The sequence below is a fragment of the Nonomuraea sp. NPDC050451 genome, from assembly GCF_044458585.1.
The window spans coordinates 146,235-162,922 of sequence record NZ_JBITHZ010000011.1; the positions used below are offsets into that span (position 1 = coordinate 146,235).

The window sequence follows — 16,688 nt, forward strand, 5'->3', positions numbered from 1 at the left end:
CGGACACGAGAAAGGCCGCCATCCGGGGCGGCCGTCCGTTGAGGAATGCGAAACACGCGCCGCCTAGGAGCGGCGCCACCACTGGAGCTGAGCGTGATTTCGCATGCGAACAGGTTAACCGGCGGACCATGATCGCGCAACGCCGACCCACCGATCCGCCCCCGTGCGCGAGTTTGAATACAGAGCTGTACTGTATTCGTGGGATCGAGAGGAGACCCAAAATGTCCGATACCGAGGCGATCGCCCTCCCCACCGTGCGGCCGAACCCGTTCGACCCTCCCGACGACCTCGCCAAGCTGCGCGCCACGACCCCCATCACCCGCCTGGCCTACCCCGACGGCCACGTGGGCTGGCTGGTCACCAGTCACAAGCTCGTGCGCGAGGTGCTGGCCGACCGCCGCTTCAGCGCCCGCTCCGAGCTGCGCCACGTCCCCATCGAGAGCACCGGCGCGGGCCGGCCGAGCCCGCCCGGGATGTTCATCGGGATGGACCCGCCCGAGCACACGCGCTACCGCCACCTGCTCACCGGCGAGTTCACGGTGCGCAGGATGCGCATGCTGAGCGAGCGCATCGAGGAGATCACCGAACGCCGGCTGGACCTCATGGAGCGGCAGGGCCCGCCGGTCGATCTGGTGGAGGCGTTCGCGGCGCCGGTCCCGGCCGTGGTGATCTGCGAGCTGCTCGGCGTGCCCGACGAGGAGCGGGCGGGCTTCATGGCCGAGGCCACCGAGCTGGTGCGCCCGGACGCCACGCAGGAGCGGAAGATCTCCACGTTCCTGACGATGCAGGCGCGCATGCGCGACCTGGTCGTGGCCAGGCGGGCCGAGCCCACCGACGACATGCTCAGCGGCCTGACCAGGAGCGACCTCACCGACGAGGAGCTGGCCAACATCGGCTTCATGCTCCTCGGCGCCGGCCTCGACACCACCGCCAACATGCTCGCCCTCGGGACGTTCGCGCTGCTGCGCCACCCCGGACAGCTGGCCGTCCTGCGCGACGAGCCCGGCCGGGCGGACCAGGTGGTGGAGGAGCTGCTGCGCTACCTCACGATCATCCCCTTCCTCGTCCGTACGGCGCTGGAGGACGTCGAGCTGGGCGGCGAGCTGGTCAGGGCCGGTGAGACGGTCACGATCTCGGTGCCGTCCGCCAACCGCGACCCGGGCCGATTCCCCGACCCCGACGTCCTCGACGTGCGCCGGGACACCAGCGGGCACGTGGGCTTCGGCCACGGTGTGCACCAGTGCCTGGGCCAGCAGCTGGCCAGGGTGGAGATGCGGGCCGGCTATCCGGCGCTGTTCAGGCGGTTCCCGTCGCTGCGGCTGGCGGTCGAGCCGGACCAGGTGCCGCTCCGTACCGACATGCTCATCTACGGGGTCCACAGCCTCCCGGTGACGTGGGACGTCCGGGGATGAGCGGCCGGGTCTGCCTCGTCACGGGCGCGTCGTCCGGCATCGGCCGCGCCACCGCGCTGGAGCTGCTGCGCGCCGGCCACACCGTGTACGGCCTGGCGCGCCGCGTGGAGCGGATGGACGTGATCCGCGACGCCGGCGGCCACGCGATCGGCGTGGACGTGACCAGCGACGCCGACCTGGAGCGGGCCGTGCGGACGGTCCTCGACGCGCAGGGCCGCATCGACGTGCTGGTGAACAACGCGGGCACGTCCGTGTACGGCGCCACCGAGGAGGTGCCGCTGGAGCGGGCGCGGCAGGTGTTCGAGGTCAACCTGTTCGGCCTGGCCCGGCTGACCCAGCTGGTCCTGCCGCACATGCGTGAGCGCCGCTCCGGCACGATGGTCAACATCTCCTCGATCGGCGGCGAGATCGCCCTGCCGCTGGGCGCCTGGTACCACGCCTCCAAGCACGCGCTGGAGGGATATTCCGACTCGCTCCGGGAGGAGGTCGGGCGGTTCGGGGTGCGGGTCGTGGTGGTGCAGCCCGGGATCATCAGGACCGAGTTCGGCGACGACACGCCGCGCGAGCTGCGGGAGATCTCGGGGCACGGGCCGTACGCGGACGTCGCGCAGTGGATGGCGCGGCGGGCCGAGGCGGGGTTCGGGCCGGGGAGCAGGGCGTCGGACCCGCGCGTGGTGGGCCGGGCCGTCGTGCGGATCGTGGCCGCGCGCGACCCGAAGCCCCGCTACGCCGTCGGCTACCTGGCCGGCCTGCTGCTGTGGGTCAATAGACTCCTGCCGGACCGCCTTTACGACAAGATGGTGACCCGCCGCGCATGATGAGCACCGACGACCTCGCCACGACCGGCACGCCAGCCGCGCGACCGGCCGGACGGCCGCGCAACCAGGAGGCCGACACGGCCATCCTGGCGGCCGCCCTCGACCTGCTCATCGAGTACGGCGCCCAGCAGACCAGCATCGAGCAGGTCGCCAAGCGGGCCGGCGTGACGAGGGCGACGGTCTACCGCAGGTACGCCGACAAGACGGCGCTGCTGGTGCGCACCCTGCAGTGGGCCCTGCACGACAACGACCCCGCGTTCACCGGCTGGCGCGACCTCGACCACATGTTCACCGAATGGGCGCTGCACCTTGCCGATTCGCGCAACCGGGTCCTGCTCCGGCGGGTCTTCGGCACGGTCGACGACTATCCCGAGCTGGTCAGGACGTACCGGGAGACCAACGGCGGGCGGCGGGCGACGGTGGTGCACGCGGCGCTGGCGGCGGCCCGCGAGCGCGGGGAGCTCCCGCCCGGCCTCGACCTGGACGTGGTGCAGGAGCTGCTGACCAGCGCGGTGACGGGCCACCTGGTCGGCCACCCCGACGACGAGGGCGTCGAGGAGATCAAGGAGTACTTCCTGGCGATCATGCGACAGGTCGGCTACCAGCGACATTTCAGCTGACCAGATTACATTTCAGGCAGTCACGTTACATTTCGCGACACCTCTTGCTTTCCCGACAAGATCTCTTCACGCTTCTCGACAGAGGCGTAAAGATCACCTCTTGTCTCGAGGGACTCGAAGGAGAGTCGCGTGCTCAACACCCCCCGCTGGCGTGCGGTCCTGGCCGGGATCGCCGTCACCGCAGGCTTATGCGTCCCGCAGGCTCCGGCGCTGGCCGCGCCGGAGCCTGCGAAGATCGACGCCGCCGTCCGGGCGCAGCTCGACAAGGACGACAAGGCCACCTTCTGGGTCCGGATGAAAGGGGCGGCCGACCTGAGCGGCGCCCGCCGGGCCGTCGCCAAGGACACGAAGGCCGAGCTGGTCTTCGAGGCCAAGACCGAGCGGGCCGCCACCTCCCAGGCGGCCCTGCGCAAGCTGCTCGACTCCCGCCACACCGACTACACCCCGTACTGGATCGTCAACGCCGTACGGGTGACCGCCGACGCGAAGCTCGCGGGCGAGATCGCCAAGCTGTCCGAGGTCGAGAGCATCCAGCCGGTGCGCACCGTCAAGCTGCCCGATCCGACGCCCGGCAAGGCCGAGGTCAAGCTCAACGCCGTCGAGTGGAACATCGACCGGGTCAACGCCCCGCGCGTCTGGAGCGAGCTGGGCAACCGCGGCGAGGGCATCGTGATCGCCCACATCGACTCCGGCGCCCAGTTCGACCACCCCGAGCTGGTCCAGAGCTACCGGGGCAGGAACCAGGACGGCACGTTCACGCACGACTACAACTGGTTCGACCCGGCGCGCGTCTGCCCGACCTCCGCGCCCTGCGACAACAACGGCCACGGCACCCACACCATGGGCACGATGGTCGGCGCGAACGGCATCGGCGTCGCGCCCGGCGCCAAGTGGATCGCCGCCAAGGGCTGCGAGGTCAACACCTGCACCGACGCCTCCCTGCTGGCGGCCGGGCAGTGGGTCCTGGCGCCGACCGACCTGAACGGCCAGAACCCGCGCCCCGACCTGGCCCCCGACATCGTCAACAACTCCTGGGGCGGCGACGGGTACGACCCCTGGTACAAGGAGACGGTCGAGGCGTGGGTCGCGGCCGGGATCTTCCCGGCGTTCGCCAACGGCAACGAGGGCCCCGCCTGCCGCACCAGCGGCTCGCCCGGCCAGTACGTGGACGGCTACAGCGCGGGCGGCTTCGACATCAACAACGCGCTGTACAACCGCTCCAGCAAGGGCGAGGGTGAGAACGGCGAGATCAAGCCGAACATCGCGGCCCCGGCCGTCAACGTGCGCTCCTCGACGCCGGGCAACACCTACAGCAGCTTCACCGGCACCTCGATGGCCTCGCCGCACGTGGCGGCCACGGTCGCGCTGATCTGGTCGGGCTCGCCGGGCCTGCAGGGCAAGGTGGCGGCCACCCGGCCGCTGCTCGACAGCACCGCCGTCGACGTCAGCGACACCAGCTGCGGCGGCACCGCGGCCGACAACAACGTCTGGGGCGAGGGCCGGCTCGACACGTACGCCGCCGTGCAGGCCGCGCCGCACGATGACCTCGGCGACCTGCGCGGCACCGTCACCTCGGGCGGCTCGCCCGTGGCGGGCGTGACGGTCACGGTCTCGGGGCCGCTGAGCCGTACGGTGACGACCGGCCAGGACGGCACGTACGCCGTGCCGCGCCTGCTGCCGGGCGACTACCAGGTCAGCGCGGAGAAGTTCGGCTACGACAAGGCGAGCGCGACGGCCACGATCACGACCGGGCAGTCCACGACCGCGGACGTGGCCATGACCAGGCAGCAGTCCGGCGTGGTGTCCGGCACGGTCAGCACCGCGGGCACGCCGGAGGCGGGCGCGACGGTGGAGGCCACCGGCACGCCGGTGAGCGCCGTGACCGACGCCTCGGGCCGCTACAGCCTGACGCTGCCGCGCGGCGACTACGAGCTGAAGATCACGCCGGTGTCCCGCTGCTCCAGCGGCACGACGGCGTCCGTCTCGGTGGCCGGTGACGTGACCAAGGACATCGAACTGCCGCTGCGCGGCGACAACTTCGGCTACACCTGCCGGAGCGGCGCGCAGGCGTACGTGGCGGGCACTGAGAAGCTGGCGCTGAGCGGCGACGACGAGGCCGTGCAGGTGACGCTGCCGTTCCCGGTCCCGTACTACGGCACGGGGTACGGCAAGGCGTGGATCGGCACGAACGGGTACGTCTCGTTCGCCACCGACCGGATCACCACCGGCAGCAACGGCCGGCTGCCGACGACGACCACGCCCAACAACGCGGTCTATCCGTACTGGGACGACCTCATCGTGGACGCCGAGGCCGGGGTCTACACCGCGGTGACGGGCACGGCGCCGCACCGGACGTTCGTCGTGGAGTGGCGCAACGCGACCTTCTACAACTCCGACGACCTGCGGGTGTCGTTCTCGGCGCTGCTGGGCGAGGACGGCTCGATCGGCTTCCGGTACAAGGACATCGACAGCGAGCGCGAGCAGGGCTCCAGCGCCACCGTCGGCATCGAGAACGCGGGCGGCACCGACGCCATGCTGTACTCCTACGAGGAGCCGGTGCTGTCCACCGGGCAGGGCCTGACGTTCACGGCCAGCCGGCACGGCCTGGTCACCGGCGCGGTCACCGACGCCAACGACGGCAAGCCGCTGGCCGGGGCGACGGTCAAGGTGGGCGACGTGGCCACGTTCACGACCGGCGAGGACGGCTCGTTCTACGGGCAGGTGCTGGCCGGCGACTACGAGGTCGTGGTGTCCAAGGAGCACTACGGCACCTTCACCAAGGCCGTCACGATCGCGCCCACCACGGTGACGCGGATCGACACGGCGCTGGTCACCGGCCAGGTGAGCGCGTCGGCGGCCGAGCTGACCGTGGTGATGCCGGCCGAGTCCACCCGCACCAGGACGCTGGAGCTGACGAACCTGGGCTCGCCGACGCCGTACACGGTGGCCTCGGAGCCGTGGTTCGCCACGACGCCGGCCTCGGGCGAGCTGGCCAAGGGGCAGAAGGTGACGCTGAAGGCCACGCTCTCCAGCGCCGGCGTCGCACCCGGCACGGTCAAGACCGGCACGCTCCTCGTCCGGTCGGCCAGCGGCAGGCAGCCGACCATCGAGATCAAGGTGTCGGTCGTGGTGCCGAAGCTGCAGGTCGCCATCGACACCGGCGCCACGAAGAACGTGGTCGACAGCGCCGGTGACACCTGGACGCCCGACAAGAAGTACGCCGCGGGCGGCTACGGCTACGTGGCCACCTCGACCAGCACGTCGAGCACGTCCAGGACCATCGCGGGCACCGCCGACCAGGCGCTGTTCAAGACCGCCAGGGAGAAGATGCTGGAGTACCGGTTCGACAACGTGCCCGCCGGCACGTACACCGTCGAGCTGGACTTCGCCGATCTGAAGAGCACGCAGCCGGGCAAGCGGGTCTTCGACGTCCTCGTCGAGGGGCAGCTGGCGATCCCGGCGCTCGATCTGGCCCTGGAGGCGGGCACGTACACGGCGGTGAGCAGGCAGTACACGGTGAAGGTCACCGACGGCCAGCTCAACGTGCGCTTCGCCACCCGGCAGGGCGCCACGATCGTGAACGCCGTCCGCATCTCGGAGCGCCCCGACCGGGCGACCCCGTAGCGGCCCCCGGGTAAACCCGCGCGGACGGGTGCCCCCGGGCTACCACGGCCCGGGGGCATCTGTTACTGGTTAGTACATGAGACGCGTGCGGCTCCAGCGGGACCTTCCCGTTCCGATGCCCGACGGCGTGACACTCCTGGCCGACCACTACGCCCCGGCCGGAGGCGAGCGGGCCCCCGTCATCCTGATGCGCTCACCGTACGGCCGGCGCGGCCTGTTCGGCTGGTACTTCGGCCGCGGCTTCGCGCGGCAGGGCTTCCACGTCGTCATCCAGAGCTGCCGCGGCGGCTTCGGCTCCGGCGGGCTGCTCGACCCGCTCGGCGACGAGCACGACGACGGCCTGGCCACCATCGCCTGGCTGCGCAAGCAGCCCTGGTACGGCGGCTCGTTCGGGATGTTCGGCCCCTCCTACCTCGGCTACACGCAGTGGGCCGTCGCGCCCTACGCCGGGCCGGAGCTGAAGGCCATGGCCACGCAGATCACCGCCTCCCAGTTCAGGGACGCGGCCTACGTGGGCGGCGCGTTCGCGCTGGAGTCGGCGCTGAGCTGGACCACGCTCACCGACGGCATGTCGCGCCGGTTCGGCGGCGCCGCCGTGCTGACCGCGCCCCGGCTGACCCGCAGGGCGGTCCTGTCCGGCCGCCCCGTGGCCGAGCTGGACCTGGCCTCGGCCGGGCGGCCGCTCCGGTTCTACCAGGACCTGCTCATGCACCACGCCCACCCGGACGCCCCCTACTGGGACAAACGTGACTTCTCGCCGAAGGTGGGCGAGGTGGACGCGGCCGTCACCATGCTGGGCGGCTGGTACGACGTCTTCCTGCCGTGGCAGCTCAAGGACTACACGGCGATGCGGGCCGCGGGGCGGCGGCCGTACCTGACGATCGGGCCCTGGTACCACATCGACACCCGGCACGGACGGCCCGCCATGACCGAGGCGCTGACCTGGTTCCGCGCGCACCTGCTGGGCGACCGCTCCGGGCTGCGGCCCGACCCCGTGCGCCTGTACGTGACGGGGGCCGAGGAGTGGCGCGACCACCCCGACTGGCCGGTGCCGGGGATGCGGGAGCAGCGCTGGCACCTGCAGCACGGGTTCGGGCTGGGGACCGACGGGCCGCTGGACGCCCCGCCCGACCTGTTCCGCTACCACCCCTCCCATCCGACGCCGGTGATCGGCGGGCCGGTCCTGCTCGGCGACTCCCGGCCGCGTGATCAGCGGCGGCTGGAACAGCGTCGCGACGTGCTGGTGTACAGTTCGGCGGCACTGGAGTCGGACGTGGAGATGATCGGGCCGGTGCGGAGCGAGCTGTTCGTGCGGTCGAGCACGCCGTACGTGGACGTGGTGGTGCGGGTGTGCGACGTGCACCCGGACGGGCGCTCGTTCAACGTGTGCGAGGGCGTGCGCCGCCTTTCCGCCTCCGACGCCGTCGACGGGGTACGGCGGGTCCGCGTGGATCTGTGGCCGATCGCGCACCGGTTCGGGCGCGACCACCGGATCAGGGTGCACGTGGCGGCCGGGGCGTACCCGACGATCGCCCGCAATCCCGGCAACGGCGACCCCCTCGGCGGGGGCGGCGGCGCGATGGTGCCCGCCGACGTCGAGGTGTTCCACTCCCCTGACCGTCCCTCCGTCGTGGTGCTGCCGCTGTGCGCGCCTCGCGGTTGATGTCGCTGGTCCTGCTGCTGCAGGGCCGCGGCGGGATGACGGCGGCCGAGCTGGCCAAGGAACTGGAGGTCTCCGAGCGGACCGTGCACCGGGACGTGCTCGCGCTGTCGGAGGCGGGCGTGCCCGTCTACGCCGACCGGGGACGGGGCGGCGGCTACCGGCTGCTGGACGGGTACCGGACGCGGCTGACCGGGCTGGACCGGGCCGAGGCGGAGGCGCTGTTCCTGTCGGGGGTGCCGGCGGCGCTGCGGGAGATGGGACTGGAGGAGGTGGCGGCCACGGCCCGGCTGAAGGCCGCCGCCGCGCTCTCCCCCGCGCTGCGGGACGCGCCCGCCGTCGCGGCGCAGCGCTTCCACCTGGACGCGCCCGGCTGGTTCGTCGGCGACGACCCGCCGCCGCAGGCGCTCGCGCCGCTGGCCAGGGCCGTGTGGAACGACCGCCGCGTCTCGGCCGTCTACAAGGGGAACGTGCGCACGCTGGAGCCGTACGGGCTGGTGCTCAAGGCGGGCGCCTGGTACCTGGCCGCGCGGCTCGGAACCCGGTTCCTGATCTTCCGGGTGCACCGGTTCGGCGCGGTGTCCGTGCTCGCGGAGCCGTTCGACCGGGAGCCCTCCTTCGACCTGGCCGTCTTCTGGGCGGAGCAGTCGGCGGAGTTCACCCGGTCGCTGCTGCGGGACGTGGTCACGCTGCGGCTCAGCGAGCGGGGCGTGCGGATGCTGCGGCACATCGCCGACCCGGCCGCGCTCGACGACGCGCTCGCCTCGCTCCAGCCGGACGGGACGGTGCGGCTGGCGGTGGAGTCGGTGCCGGTGGCGTACTCGCAGGTGCTGCGGTTCGGGCCGGAGGCTGAGGTGCTGGATCCGGCCGAGCTGCGGGAGCTGGTCGCCGACGCCGCCGCCCGCATGTCGGCCCTCTACCGGCCTTGACCGGCCCTGACCGGCCCTGACCGGCCTTGACGGGCCTGACCGCTGCCCGGGTCAGCGGTAGTCGGCCGGGTCGATGTCCTTGCCCGGCTCCCGTACCTCCGTGATGTAGCTCCACACGCGCGGGCGGCTGCCGTCCACGTCCGTGAAGCCGTACGCGCCGGCCAGGTCCTCGCTGGAGACCGATCTGCCCGACCAACGCTGCCGGTCGGGGTCGGTGGCGAGGGCGGCGACGCCCCTGCCGACGTACGCGGGGGTCTCGGAGACCATCCAGGTGACGTCCACCTTCGCCTCGCGCCAGTTGTCCTCGGTGACGCCGAAGTTGTCGAGCATGGCCTCCGAGCGCAGGAACCCCGGCGTCACCGCCACCGCGGTCCCCCCGTACGGGCGCAGCTCGCGCGACCAGGCGAAGGCCAGCCGGTTCACCGAGACCTTGGCCAGGTCGTAGTAGACGTTCTCGCGGTAGCGGGTCTCGTTGAAGGCCCAGGTGCCGTCGGTGACCTCGACGACCAGGCCGCCCTCGTTCCTGATCAGCAGCGGGAGCAGGTGGCGGCTGTTGATGATGTGCGTGTCGACCGCCAGCCTGAGCAGCCGGAAGCCCTTGTCCATGTCGTGCTTCCAGACCGGGGTGTCCCACTCCCAGAGGTGGTCGCTGCCCCACACGTCGTTGACCAGCACGTCGAGCCTGCCCTGCTCGCGCTCCACCCGCTCGGCCAGCGCCTCCACCTGGCCGGGATCCAGGTGGTCGACCTGGACCGCGATGCCCGTGCCGCCGGCCGCGGTCACCAGTTCCGCCGTCTCCTCGATGGTCTCCGGCCGGTTCATCTCCGAACGCCGCTCCCGCGTGCTCCTGCCCGTGCAGTAGACCGTCGCGCCGGCCGCGCCCAGCGCGACCGCGATGCCCCGTCCCGTTCCGCGGGTCGCCCCCGCTACCAAAGCAATCATGTGGCCGATCGTTCCCCGAATACCCGACATCTCGTGTCATGTTTTTTCGTAGAACCCTGTGATAAGTACGGAGTTACTATGAACAGCGAATTCGAGCTCCGCGGGGTCAACCATGTCGCGCTGGTCTGCTCGGACATGAAGCAGACCGTCGACTTCTACTCCGGCGTGCTGGGCATGCCGCTGATCAAGACGATCGAGCTGCCCATGGGCTGGGGCCAGCACTTCTTCTTCGACTGCGGGGGTGGGAACGCGCTGGCGTTCTTCTGGTTCCCGGACGCGCCCGAGGGCGTGCCGGGGGTGTCGGCGCCGAAGAACCTGCCGGATCGGGGAGAACTGCTGTCGGCGGTCGGGTCCATGAACCACATCGCCTTCGACGTGCCGCCGGAGCGGATCGAGGAGTACCGGGAACGGCTCATGGCCAAGGGGGTGGATGTGGGGGTGGTGCTCAACCACGACGACAGCGAGTTCGGGGTGGCGCCGGAGATGCATGACGGGGTGTTCGTCAGGTCGATCTACTTCAAGGATCCCGATGGGGTGCTGGTGGAGTTCGCGGCCTGGACGCGCCGGGTGGGGCAGCCGGGGGACGTCCGCCACGACCCCAAAACCGCCGCCGACCGCACCACCTGACCCACCGAGCGCTCCCCAACCCCGTCCCGCACCGCCACACCACGACGGCTCGCGCCCACCCGACCCCGCCATCCGCAGCCCGCCACCGCAGCGCCCGTCCAGCGCGGCGGCCTGGTGGCGCGGCGGCGCACGGCTCGGCAAGCGCCCCCCAAAGGGCCGGGCACCGTCGACGGCGCCGAGCTCCACCGCACCCCGACCCACCGACGCGGCGCTCCGACGCGCCGTCCCGCGTTGCCGCCCCACGGCGCGCATCCCCGCGACGCGCCACCCCGCGCCGGTCCCACGCCGCGTAACCTCTCCCCCGCGACGGTCCCACGCCGCGAAACCCCGCCACGCGACGGTGCCACGTCGCGTAACCCCGTCATGCGCCGGCCTATGACGGCTCGCCGCCGCTCCAGCGCCGCCCCACAACGGCTGGCCCGGCGCCTGGCCCCGCCATTCGCAGCCCCGCCAGCTCAGCGTCCTCCAGCTCAGCGTCCTCCAGCGCAGCCCCCGCCAGCGCAGCCCCCGCCAGCGCAGCGTCGCCGGGGCGGTGCTCTGGTGGGGTGGGGACCGTTCGTCGCGGGGAAGGGACCATTCGGCGATCTGGGGGAGGCGTGCGGCGGGCGAGTGTTTATGGTTTCTGGGGTGACGCGTGTGGCATGGCGGCAATGGCTGAGGATTTTAGGCCAAACCGTAATATTGCCGACATTTGGATTAATACCACCGCAAAGCTACTCTCCCTCCATTGACTACCCGTCAGGAACCGGTCACAGCCGGCTCCAGATCCACTCATCGGAGGGTTGATGACTACCGGGGAACCCGGGCAGCCACGCACCGACCGCAGCCCCTGGAACTGGCTGCTGCTCCTGCCCATCGTGCTGCCGCTGCTGACGTTCCTGTTCAACGCCGACGAGCCCCGCCTGCTGGGCTTTCCGCTCTTCTACTGGCTCCAGCTCGCCTTCATCGTGGTCGGCGTCGTGTCCACGACCATCGTCTACAGGATGACCAAGTGAGCGGGCACACGACCGAGCTGGTCGTCTTTGTGCTGCTGTTCCTCCTGGTCACCGCCATGGGGTTCGTGGCCGCGCGGTGGCGGCGGCCGAACGACCTGGCCAGCCTCAACGAGTGGGGGCTCGGCGGGCGCAGCTTCGGGTCCTGGATCACGTGGTTCCTGGTGGGCGGCGACCTCTACACCGCCTACACGTTCGTGGCGGTGCCGGCGCTGGTGTTCGGCTCCGGCGCGATCGGGTTCTACGCCCTGCCGTACACGGTCGTGGTGTACCCGCTGGTGTTCCTGGTGCTGGCGCGGATGTGGTCGGTGTCGCACGTGCACGGGTTCGTCACCCCTGCCGACTTCGTACGGGCCCGCTTCGGGTCGCCGACGCTGGCACTGGTGATCGCGATCACCGGGCTGGTGGCGACGATGCCGTACATCGCGCTCCAGCTCATCGGCATCGAGGCGGTGCTGAAGGCGATGGGCATCACCGGGCACCTGCCGATCGTGATCGCGTTCGCGATCCTGGCCGCGTACACCTACCAGTCGGGCCTGCGGGCGCCCGCGCTGATCGCGTTCGTGAAGGACACGCTGATCTACATCGTGATCCTGGCGGCCGTCATCTACATCCCGGCCAAGCTGGGTGGCTGGGACTCGATCTTCGACGCGGCCAAGGCCAAGTTCGACGCCAGCCCGGCACCGGGCGACGGCATCCTCCTGAACGCCAACAACCAGCTCCAGTACGTGACGCTGGCCTTCGGCTCGGCGCTGGCGCTGTTCCTCTACCCGCACAGCCTCACCGGCGTGCTGGCCTCGAAGAACCGCAACGTCATCAAGCGGAACATGTCCGCGCTGCCCGCCTACAGCTTCGTGCTCGGCCTGATCGCGCTGCTCGGCTTCATGGCCATCTCGGCCGGCGTCAAGCCGGTGATGACCAACGGCAAGGCCGACAACAACACGATCGTCCCCCTGCTGTTCGACAAGATGTTCCCCGACTGGTTCACGGGCGTCGCGTACGCGGCCGTCGGCATCGGCGCGCTCGTCCCCGCGGCGATCATGTCGATCGCGGCGGCGAACCTGTTCACCCGCAACATCTACCGCGAGTACTTCAACAAGAACGCCAGCGACCGCGAGGAGGCCAACGTCTCCAAGATCGTGTCACTGGTGGTCAAGGTGGGCGCGGTGCTGTGCATCCTGCTGCTCGACCCGCAGTTCTCGATCGACCTGCAGCTCATCGGCGGCGTGATCATCCTGCAGACGCTGCCGGCGGTGGCCCTGGGCCTGTACACGCGCTGGTTCCACAAGGGCGGCCTGATCGCGGGCTGGGCGGCCGGCCTGGTGGCGGGCATGTGGATGCTGTACCTCATCCCGAACCCCGTCAACGGCAAGCTGCACTTCGGCGGCTCGGCGTTCGCGCTGTCGAACCTGGGCTTCGACACCAAGATGACGATCTACCCCGGGTTCGTGGCGGTGGCCGTGAACCTGGCGGTGGCGGCGCTGGTCACGCTGCTGTTCCGGGCGACCAAGGTGGCCGACGGCGAGGACGCGACGGCTCGCGACGACTACTTCGCCGACGAGGGCGACCCGAAGGTCAAGGACCTGGATCTGACCGGTTCGCACTGACCCCCGGGTGACGGCCCGTCCCGCCGCGAGCGGGGCGGGCCGTCAGTCTTCCGGGTAGGCGGGGTTGGCGACCGCCAGCTTCGCCCGTACGGCCTGCTCCAGGGCGGTGACGAGGGCGTGGTCGTCCTCGATCCGGCCCTCGCGGATGGCGGCGGCCAGCTCGGCGTCGTCCGCCATGCCGAGCGCGGCCAGCCGCGCCGCGTGTTCGCGCGCCTGCTCCGGGCCGAGCGAGATCTCCCGTTCCACCATGCCGAGCACGTTGATCGCCACCCGCGTGTGGAAGCGCACCCGCCCGTCCACGGCCGGGAGCACGTCGCTCTGGAGGAAGTCGCGGACGGCGGCCACGAGCTGGGACGCCGTGGGCACGTCGTGCGGAGAAGATGTCATCGATTTCCCCTCAAGTCGCTATTTACTCGCATCCGATCGATGAACGGCTAGCCTGCGGCCATGCGCACAGAGTCTCCCACCGCCTCTCCCCTGGGACCGCCCCCGGCGCTCGGGCCCCGGCTCATCCGGGCCGAGCTGTTCGTCGTGTTCTCGGTCTCGCTCGGCGCCAGCGGCCTGCTGGCGCTCCTGCGGCTGATCGGCTCGCTGACGGCGCCCGAGCAGCTGAAGGGCCAGCAGGCCGTGCTGGTCAGGTCGATGGCGCCGGGGCGGCCGTGGCTGGACCTGGCGCTGCAGCTCGCCGACCTCGCCATCAGCGTGGCGCCGGTCGCGCTGGTGGCGTACCTGATGGTGCGCTCCGGGGAGTCGCTGCGCACGATCGGCGTGGACTTCCGGGAGAAGGGTCGCGACACGGTGCGCGGGGCGCTGCTGGCGGCCGCGATCGGCGGCACCGGGCTGGCGTTCTACCTCGCCGTGTGGGCCACGGGCGTGAACCTGACCGTCGTCGCCGGCCAGCTCCCCCAGGTGTGGTGGCAGGTGCCGGTGCTGCTGCTCGCGGCGGCGCAGAACGGCGTGCTGGAGGAGGTGCTCGTCGCCGGATACCTGCTGCACCGGCTCGGGCAGGCCGGGTGGACGCCGTGGAAGGCCGTCGCGGTGTCGGCGCTGCTGCGGGGGTCGTACCACCTGTATCAGGGGTTCGGCGGGTTCGTCGGGAACGTCGTGATGGGCGTGGTGTTCGGGCGGCTCTACCAGCGCTGGGGGCGCGCGATGCCGCTGGTGGTGGCGCACACGCTGATCGACGCCGTCGCCTTCGTCGGGTACGCCTTCCTGCACGGGCGCGTGAGCTGGCTGCCGTGAAATGATTGACTGGGCAACTGGTTTCGGGATGAGATCCTCACATGAGCTTCGCCGTGCCCGATGGTGTCCGGCCGATCCGCGACGCCGTCTACGCGTTCATGACCGAGCGGGTGGAGCCGGCCGAGCCGGTGCTCCACGCGGGCGGGCCCGAGGCCGCGGCGGCGCTGGACGAGCTGCGGGCCGAGGCCAAGAAGGAGGGCCTGTGGGCGCTCGGCCACCCGCGTGAGCTGGGCGGCGGCGGCCTGCCGTTCCTCGACTACGTCTACGTCAACGAGGTGCAGGGGCGCAGCGAGTTCGGGCAGCTCGCGCTGGGCACGTTCACGCTGCAGGACTCGCTGATGCTGCACGAGCACGCCTCCCCCGAACAGCGCGAGCGCTACCTCGAGCCGCTGGTGCGGGGTGACATCTGGCCCAGCTTCGCCATGACCGAGCCGTCGATCTCCAGCAGCGACCCCACCCAGATCAGGACCGCCGCGGTGCTCGACGGGGACGAATGGGTGATCAACGGGCACAAGTGGTTCACGACCGGGGCGTCGCGGGCCGCGTACACGACCGTGATGTGCCGGACCGAGCAGGACGCGCCGCCCCACCTGGCGTTCTCCATGATCCTCGTGCCGACGGACACGCCCGGCTACCGCATCGTCCGCGAGACGCCCGTGCTGGGGCTCGACGGGGCGCACTGCGAGGTCCGGTACGAGGACGTCCGCGTGCCCGCCGCCAACCTGCTCGGCCCCCGCGGTCACGGGTTCGTCATCGCGCAGCAGCGGCTCGGGCCCGGCCGGATCTTCCACTGCATGCGCTGGCTCGGGCAGGCGCAGCGGGCGTTCGACCTGATGTGCCGCAGGTTGCAGGAGCGGACCGCGTTCGGCGAGCCCCTGGCCAAGAAGCAACTCATGCGCCAGCACGTGTTCGACTCCTACGCCGACATCCAGGCCGCCCGGCTGCTCACGCTCCACGCCGCCGAGGCCGTCGACGCGGGCTCGCAGGCCCGGGTGGAGATCGGCGCGATCAAGGTGGTGGGGGCGCGCACGCTGCACAACGTGATCGACCGGGCCATCCAGGTGTACGGCGCCGCCGGGCTCACCCCCGACACGCCGCTGGACCGGATGTACCGGCACGCGCGGGCCGGGCGGATCTACGACGGGCCCGACGAGGTGCACATCGACGCGGTCGGGCGGCGCATCCTGGGCGAGTACGCGGCGGGCGGCAACTGGGAGTTCGGCCTGCGATGACCCGGCTCCACGAGATCGTCGGCGAGGTGTTCGGGGCGGGCGCGTCGGTGCCGTTCAGCGCCCGGCTGCCCGGCGGGGCGTCCCGGGAGACCTGGGCCCTCGACGTCGTCACGGGCTTCGGGCGGCACGAGCTGATCCTGCGGCTCGACTCCCCGGGGGCCGCGCTGGAGGCGGGCGCCTCTCTCGCGTCGGAGGCCACGCTGATGCGGGCCGCGTCCGACGCCGGGGTGCCGGTGCCCGCGGTCGTCGCCGCCGATGAGTCGTACATCCTCATGACCCGCGTGGCCGGCGAGACCATCCCGCGCAAGATCCTGCGCGACGACGCCTACGCCGCGGCCCGGCCCCTGCTGGCCGCGCAGTGCGGGCGGGCCCTGGCCGCGATCCATCGCATGCCGCCCTCCTGCCTGGCACAGGAGGCGCCAGAAGAGGGGGCGGAGGATCCGGTGCGGCGCTGGCGGGACGTGCTGGACCTGCTCGGCGAGCCGCACCCGGTGTTCGAGCTGGCGCTGCGCCGGCTGGCCGCCGACCGCCCCGCAGACCACGCGCGGCGCACGGTCGTGCACGGCGACTTCCGCAACGGCAACCTCATCGTCGGCCCCGACGGGATCAGGGCGGTGCTCGACTGGGAGCTCGCCCACCTCGGCGACCCCCTCGAAGACCTCGGCTGGCTCTGTGTGAAGGCGTGGCGGTTCGGCTCGCCGCTGCCGGTGGGCGGCTTCGGCGACTACGACGAGCTGATCGACGCGTACGAGACCGCCGGCGGCCACCCGGTGGACCGGGACGCGCTGCGCTGGTGGGAGACGTTCGGCGTGCTCAAATGGGGGATCATCTGCGTCATGCAGACCATGCGGCACCTGCGCGGCGGCGCCCGGTCGGTGGAGCTGGCCGCGATCGGCCGGCGCGTGTGCGAGAACGAGTGGGACCTGCTGCGCATGCTGCGCGAAAAACCCGTTGCCCCGGCGTGACCCCGGATCGCACGCTTG

Annotated in this window: 14 protein-coding genes; 12 read left to right on the forward strand and 2 right to left on the reverse strand. The window is 71.4% G+C overall.

The annotated features are described in order from the left end of the window. Nucleotides 1-221: 221 nt before the first annotated feature. The 6 genes from ACIBI9_RS31035 (at nt 222) to ACIBI9_RS31060 (ending at nt 9,063) form a co-directional block, all read left to right on the forward strand. On the forward strand, nt 222-1,412 hold the full coding sequence (locus ACIBI9_RS31035; protein WP_397226966.1) for a cytochrome P450: 1,191 nt from the start codon (nt 222-224) through the stop codon (nt 1,410-1,412). Then, nucleotides 1,409-2,230, forward strand: a complete 822-nt coding sequence (locus ACIBI9_RS31040; RefSeq protein ID WP_397226968.1) for an oxidoreductase — start codon at nt 1,409-1,411, stop codon at nt 2,228-2,230. Before ACIBI9_RS31035 ends, ACIBI9_RS31040 begins: the two co-directional genes overlap by 4 nt. Continuing rightward, nucleotides 2,227-2,850: a TetR/AcrR family transcriptional regulator gene (locus ACIBI9_RS31045; RefSeq protein WP_397226970.1), complete on the forward strand. Its 624-nt coding sequence runs from the start codon at nt 2,227-2,229 to the stop codon at nt 2,848-2,850. The genes ACIBI9_RS31040 and ACIBI9_RS31045 overlap by 4 nt, the downstream gene beginning before the upstream one ends. 129 nt (nt 2,851-2,979) lie before the next feature. After that, complete coding sequence (locus ACIBI9_RS31050; RefSeq protein ID WP_397226972.1) at nt 2,980-6,474, forward strand: S8 family serine peptidase; 3,495 nt, start codon at nt 2,980-2,982, stop codon at nt 6,472-6,474. Between the two features lie 76 nt (nt 6,475-6,550). Next, nucleotides 6,551-8,137, forward strand: coding sequence for a CocE/NonD family hydrolase (locus tag ACIBI9_RS31055; protein ID WP_397226974.1), 1,587 nt, complete (start codon nt 6,551-6,553; stop codon nt 8,135-8,137). Next, on the forward strand, nt 8,119-9,063 hold the full coding sequence (locus tag ACIBI9_RS31060; protein WP_397226976.1) for a helix-turn-helix transcriptional regulator: 945 nt from the start codon (nt 8,119-8,121) through the stop codon (nt 9,061-9,063). Before ACIBI9_RS31055 ends, ACIBI9_RS31060 begins: the two co-directional genes overlap by 19 nt. Nucleotides 9,064-9,114: 51 nt before the next feature. Here ACIBI9_RS31060 and ACIBI9_RS31065 read toward each other — a convergent pair whose 3' ends face one another. Beyond that, nucleotides 9,115-10,005 (reverse strand): SDR family oxidoreductase, encoded by an 891-nt coding sequence (locus ACIBI9_RS31065; RefSeq protein WP_397226978.1) that lies wholly within the window; start codon nt 10,003-10,005, stop codon nt 9,115-9,117. Nucleotides 10,006-10,083: 78 nt separating this feature from the next. Here ACIBI9_RS31065 and ACIBI9_RS31070 point away from each other — a divergent pair, with 78 nt between their 5' ends. From ACIBI9_RS31070 to mctP, 3 genes are all read left to right on the forward strand, one after another. Continuing rightward, entirely contained in the window at nt 10,084-10,632 is a 549-nt protein-coding gene (locus tag ACIBI9_RS31070) for a VOC family protein (protein WP_397226980.1), read from the forward strand. Between the two features lie 785 nt (nt 10,633-11,417). Then, on the forward strand, nt 11,418-11,627 hold the full coding sequence (locus tag ACIBI9_RS31075) for a DUF3311 domain-containing protein (RefSeq protein WP_397226982.1): 210 nt from the start codon (nt 11,418-11,420) through the stop codon (nt 11,625-11,627). Continuing rightward, on the forward strand, nt 11,624-13,231 hold the full coding sequence (gene mctP / locus ACIBI9_RS31080) for a monocarboxylate uptake permease MctP (RefSeq protein WP_397226984.1): 1,608 nt from the start codon (nt 11,624-11,626) through the stop codon (nt 13,229-13,231). The genes ACIBI9_RS31075 and mctP overlap by 4 nt, the downstream gene beginning before the upstream one ends. 42 nt (nt 13,232-13,273) lie before the next feature. On the opposite strand, the gene ACIBI9_RS31085 is transcribed toward mctP, so the two are convergent. Then, a complete protein-coding gene (locus ACIBI9_RS31085) occupies nt 13,274-13,618 on the reverse strand; it encodes a DUF6285 domain-containing protein (protein WP_397226986.1) in 345 nt (114 codons plus the stop codon). A gap of 60 nt (nt 13,619-13,678) precedes the next feature. Between ACIBI9_RS31085 and ACIBI9_RS31090 the strand changes: the two genes are divergently transcribed. Genes ACIBI9_RS31090 through ACIBI9_RS31100 form a run of 3 tightly spaced genes read left to right on the forward strand, consistent with a single transcriptional unit; the run spans nt 13,679 to nt 16,670 of the window. Further along, a complete protein-coding gene (locus tag ACIBI9_RS31090) occupies nt 13,679-14,473 on the forward strand; it encodes a CPBP family intramembrane glutamic endopeptidase (protein WP_397226988.1) in 795 nt (264 codons plus the stop codon). A 41-nt stretch (nt 14,474-14,514) separates the two neighbouring features. Further along, nucleotides 14,515-15,705, forward strand: coding sequence for an acyl-CoA dehydrogenase family protein (locus ACIBI9_RS31095; RefSeq protein ID WP_397226990.1), 1,191 nt, complete (start codon nt 14,515-14,517; stop codon nt 15,703-15,705). Next, a complete protein-coding gene (locus tag ACIBI9_RS31100; RefSeq protein WP_397226992.1) occupies nt 15,702-16,670 on the forward strand; it encodes a phosphotransferase family protein in 969 nt (322 codons plus the stop codon). The genes ACIBI9_RS31095 and ACIBI9_RS31100 overlap by 4 nt, the downstream gene beginning before the upstream one ends. Nucleotides 16,671-16,688 lie beyond the last annotated feature (18 nt).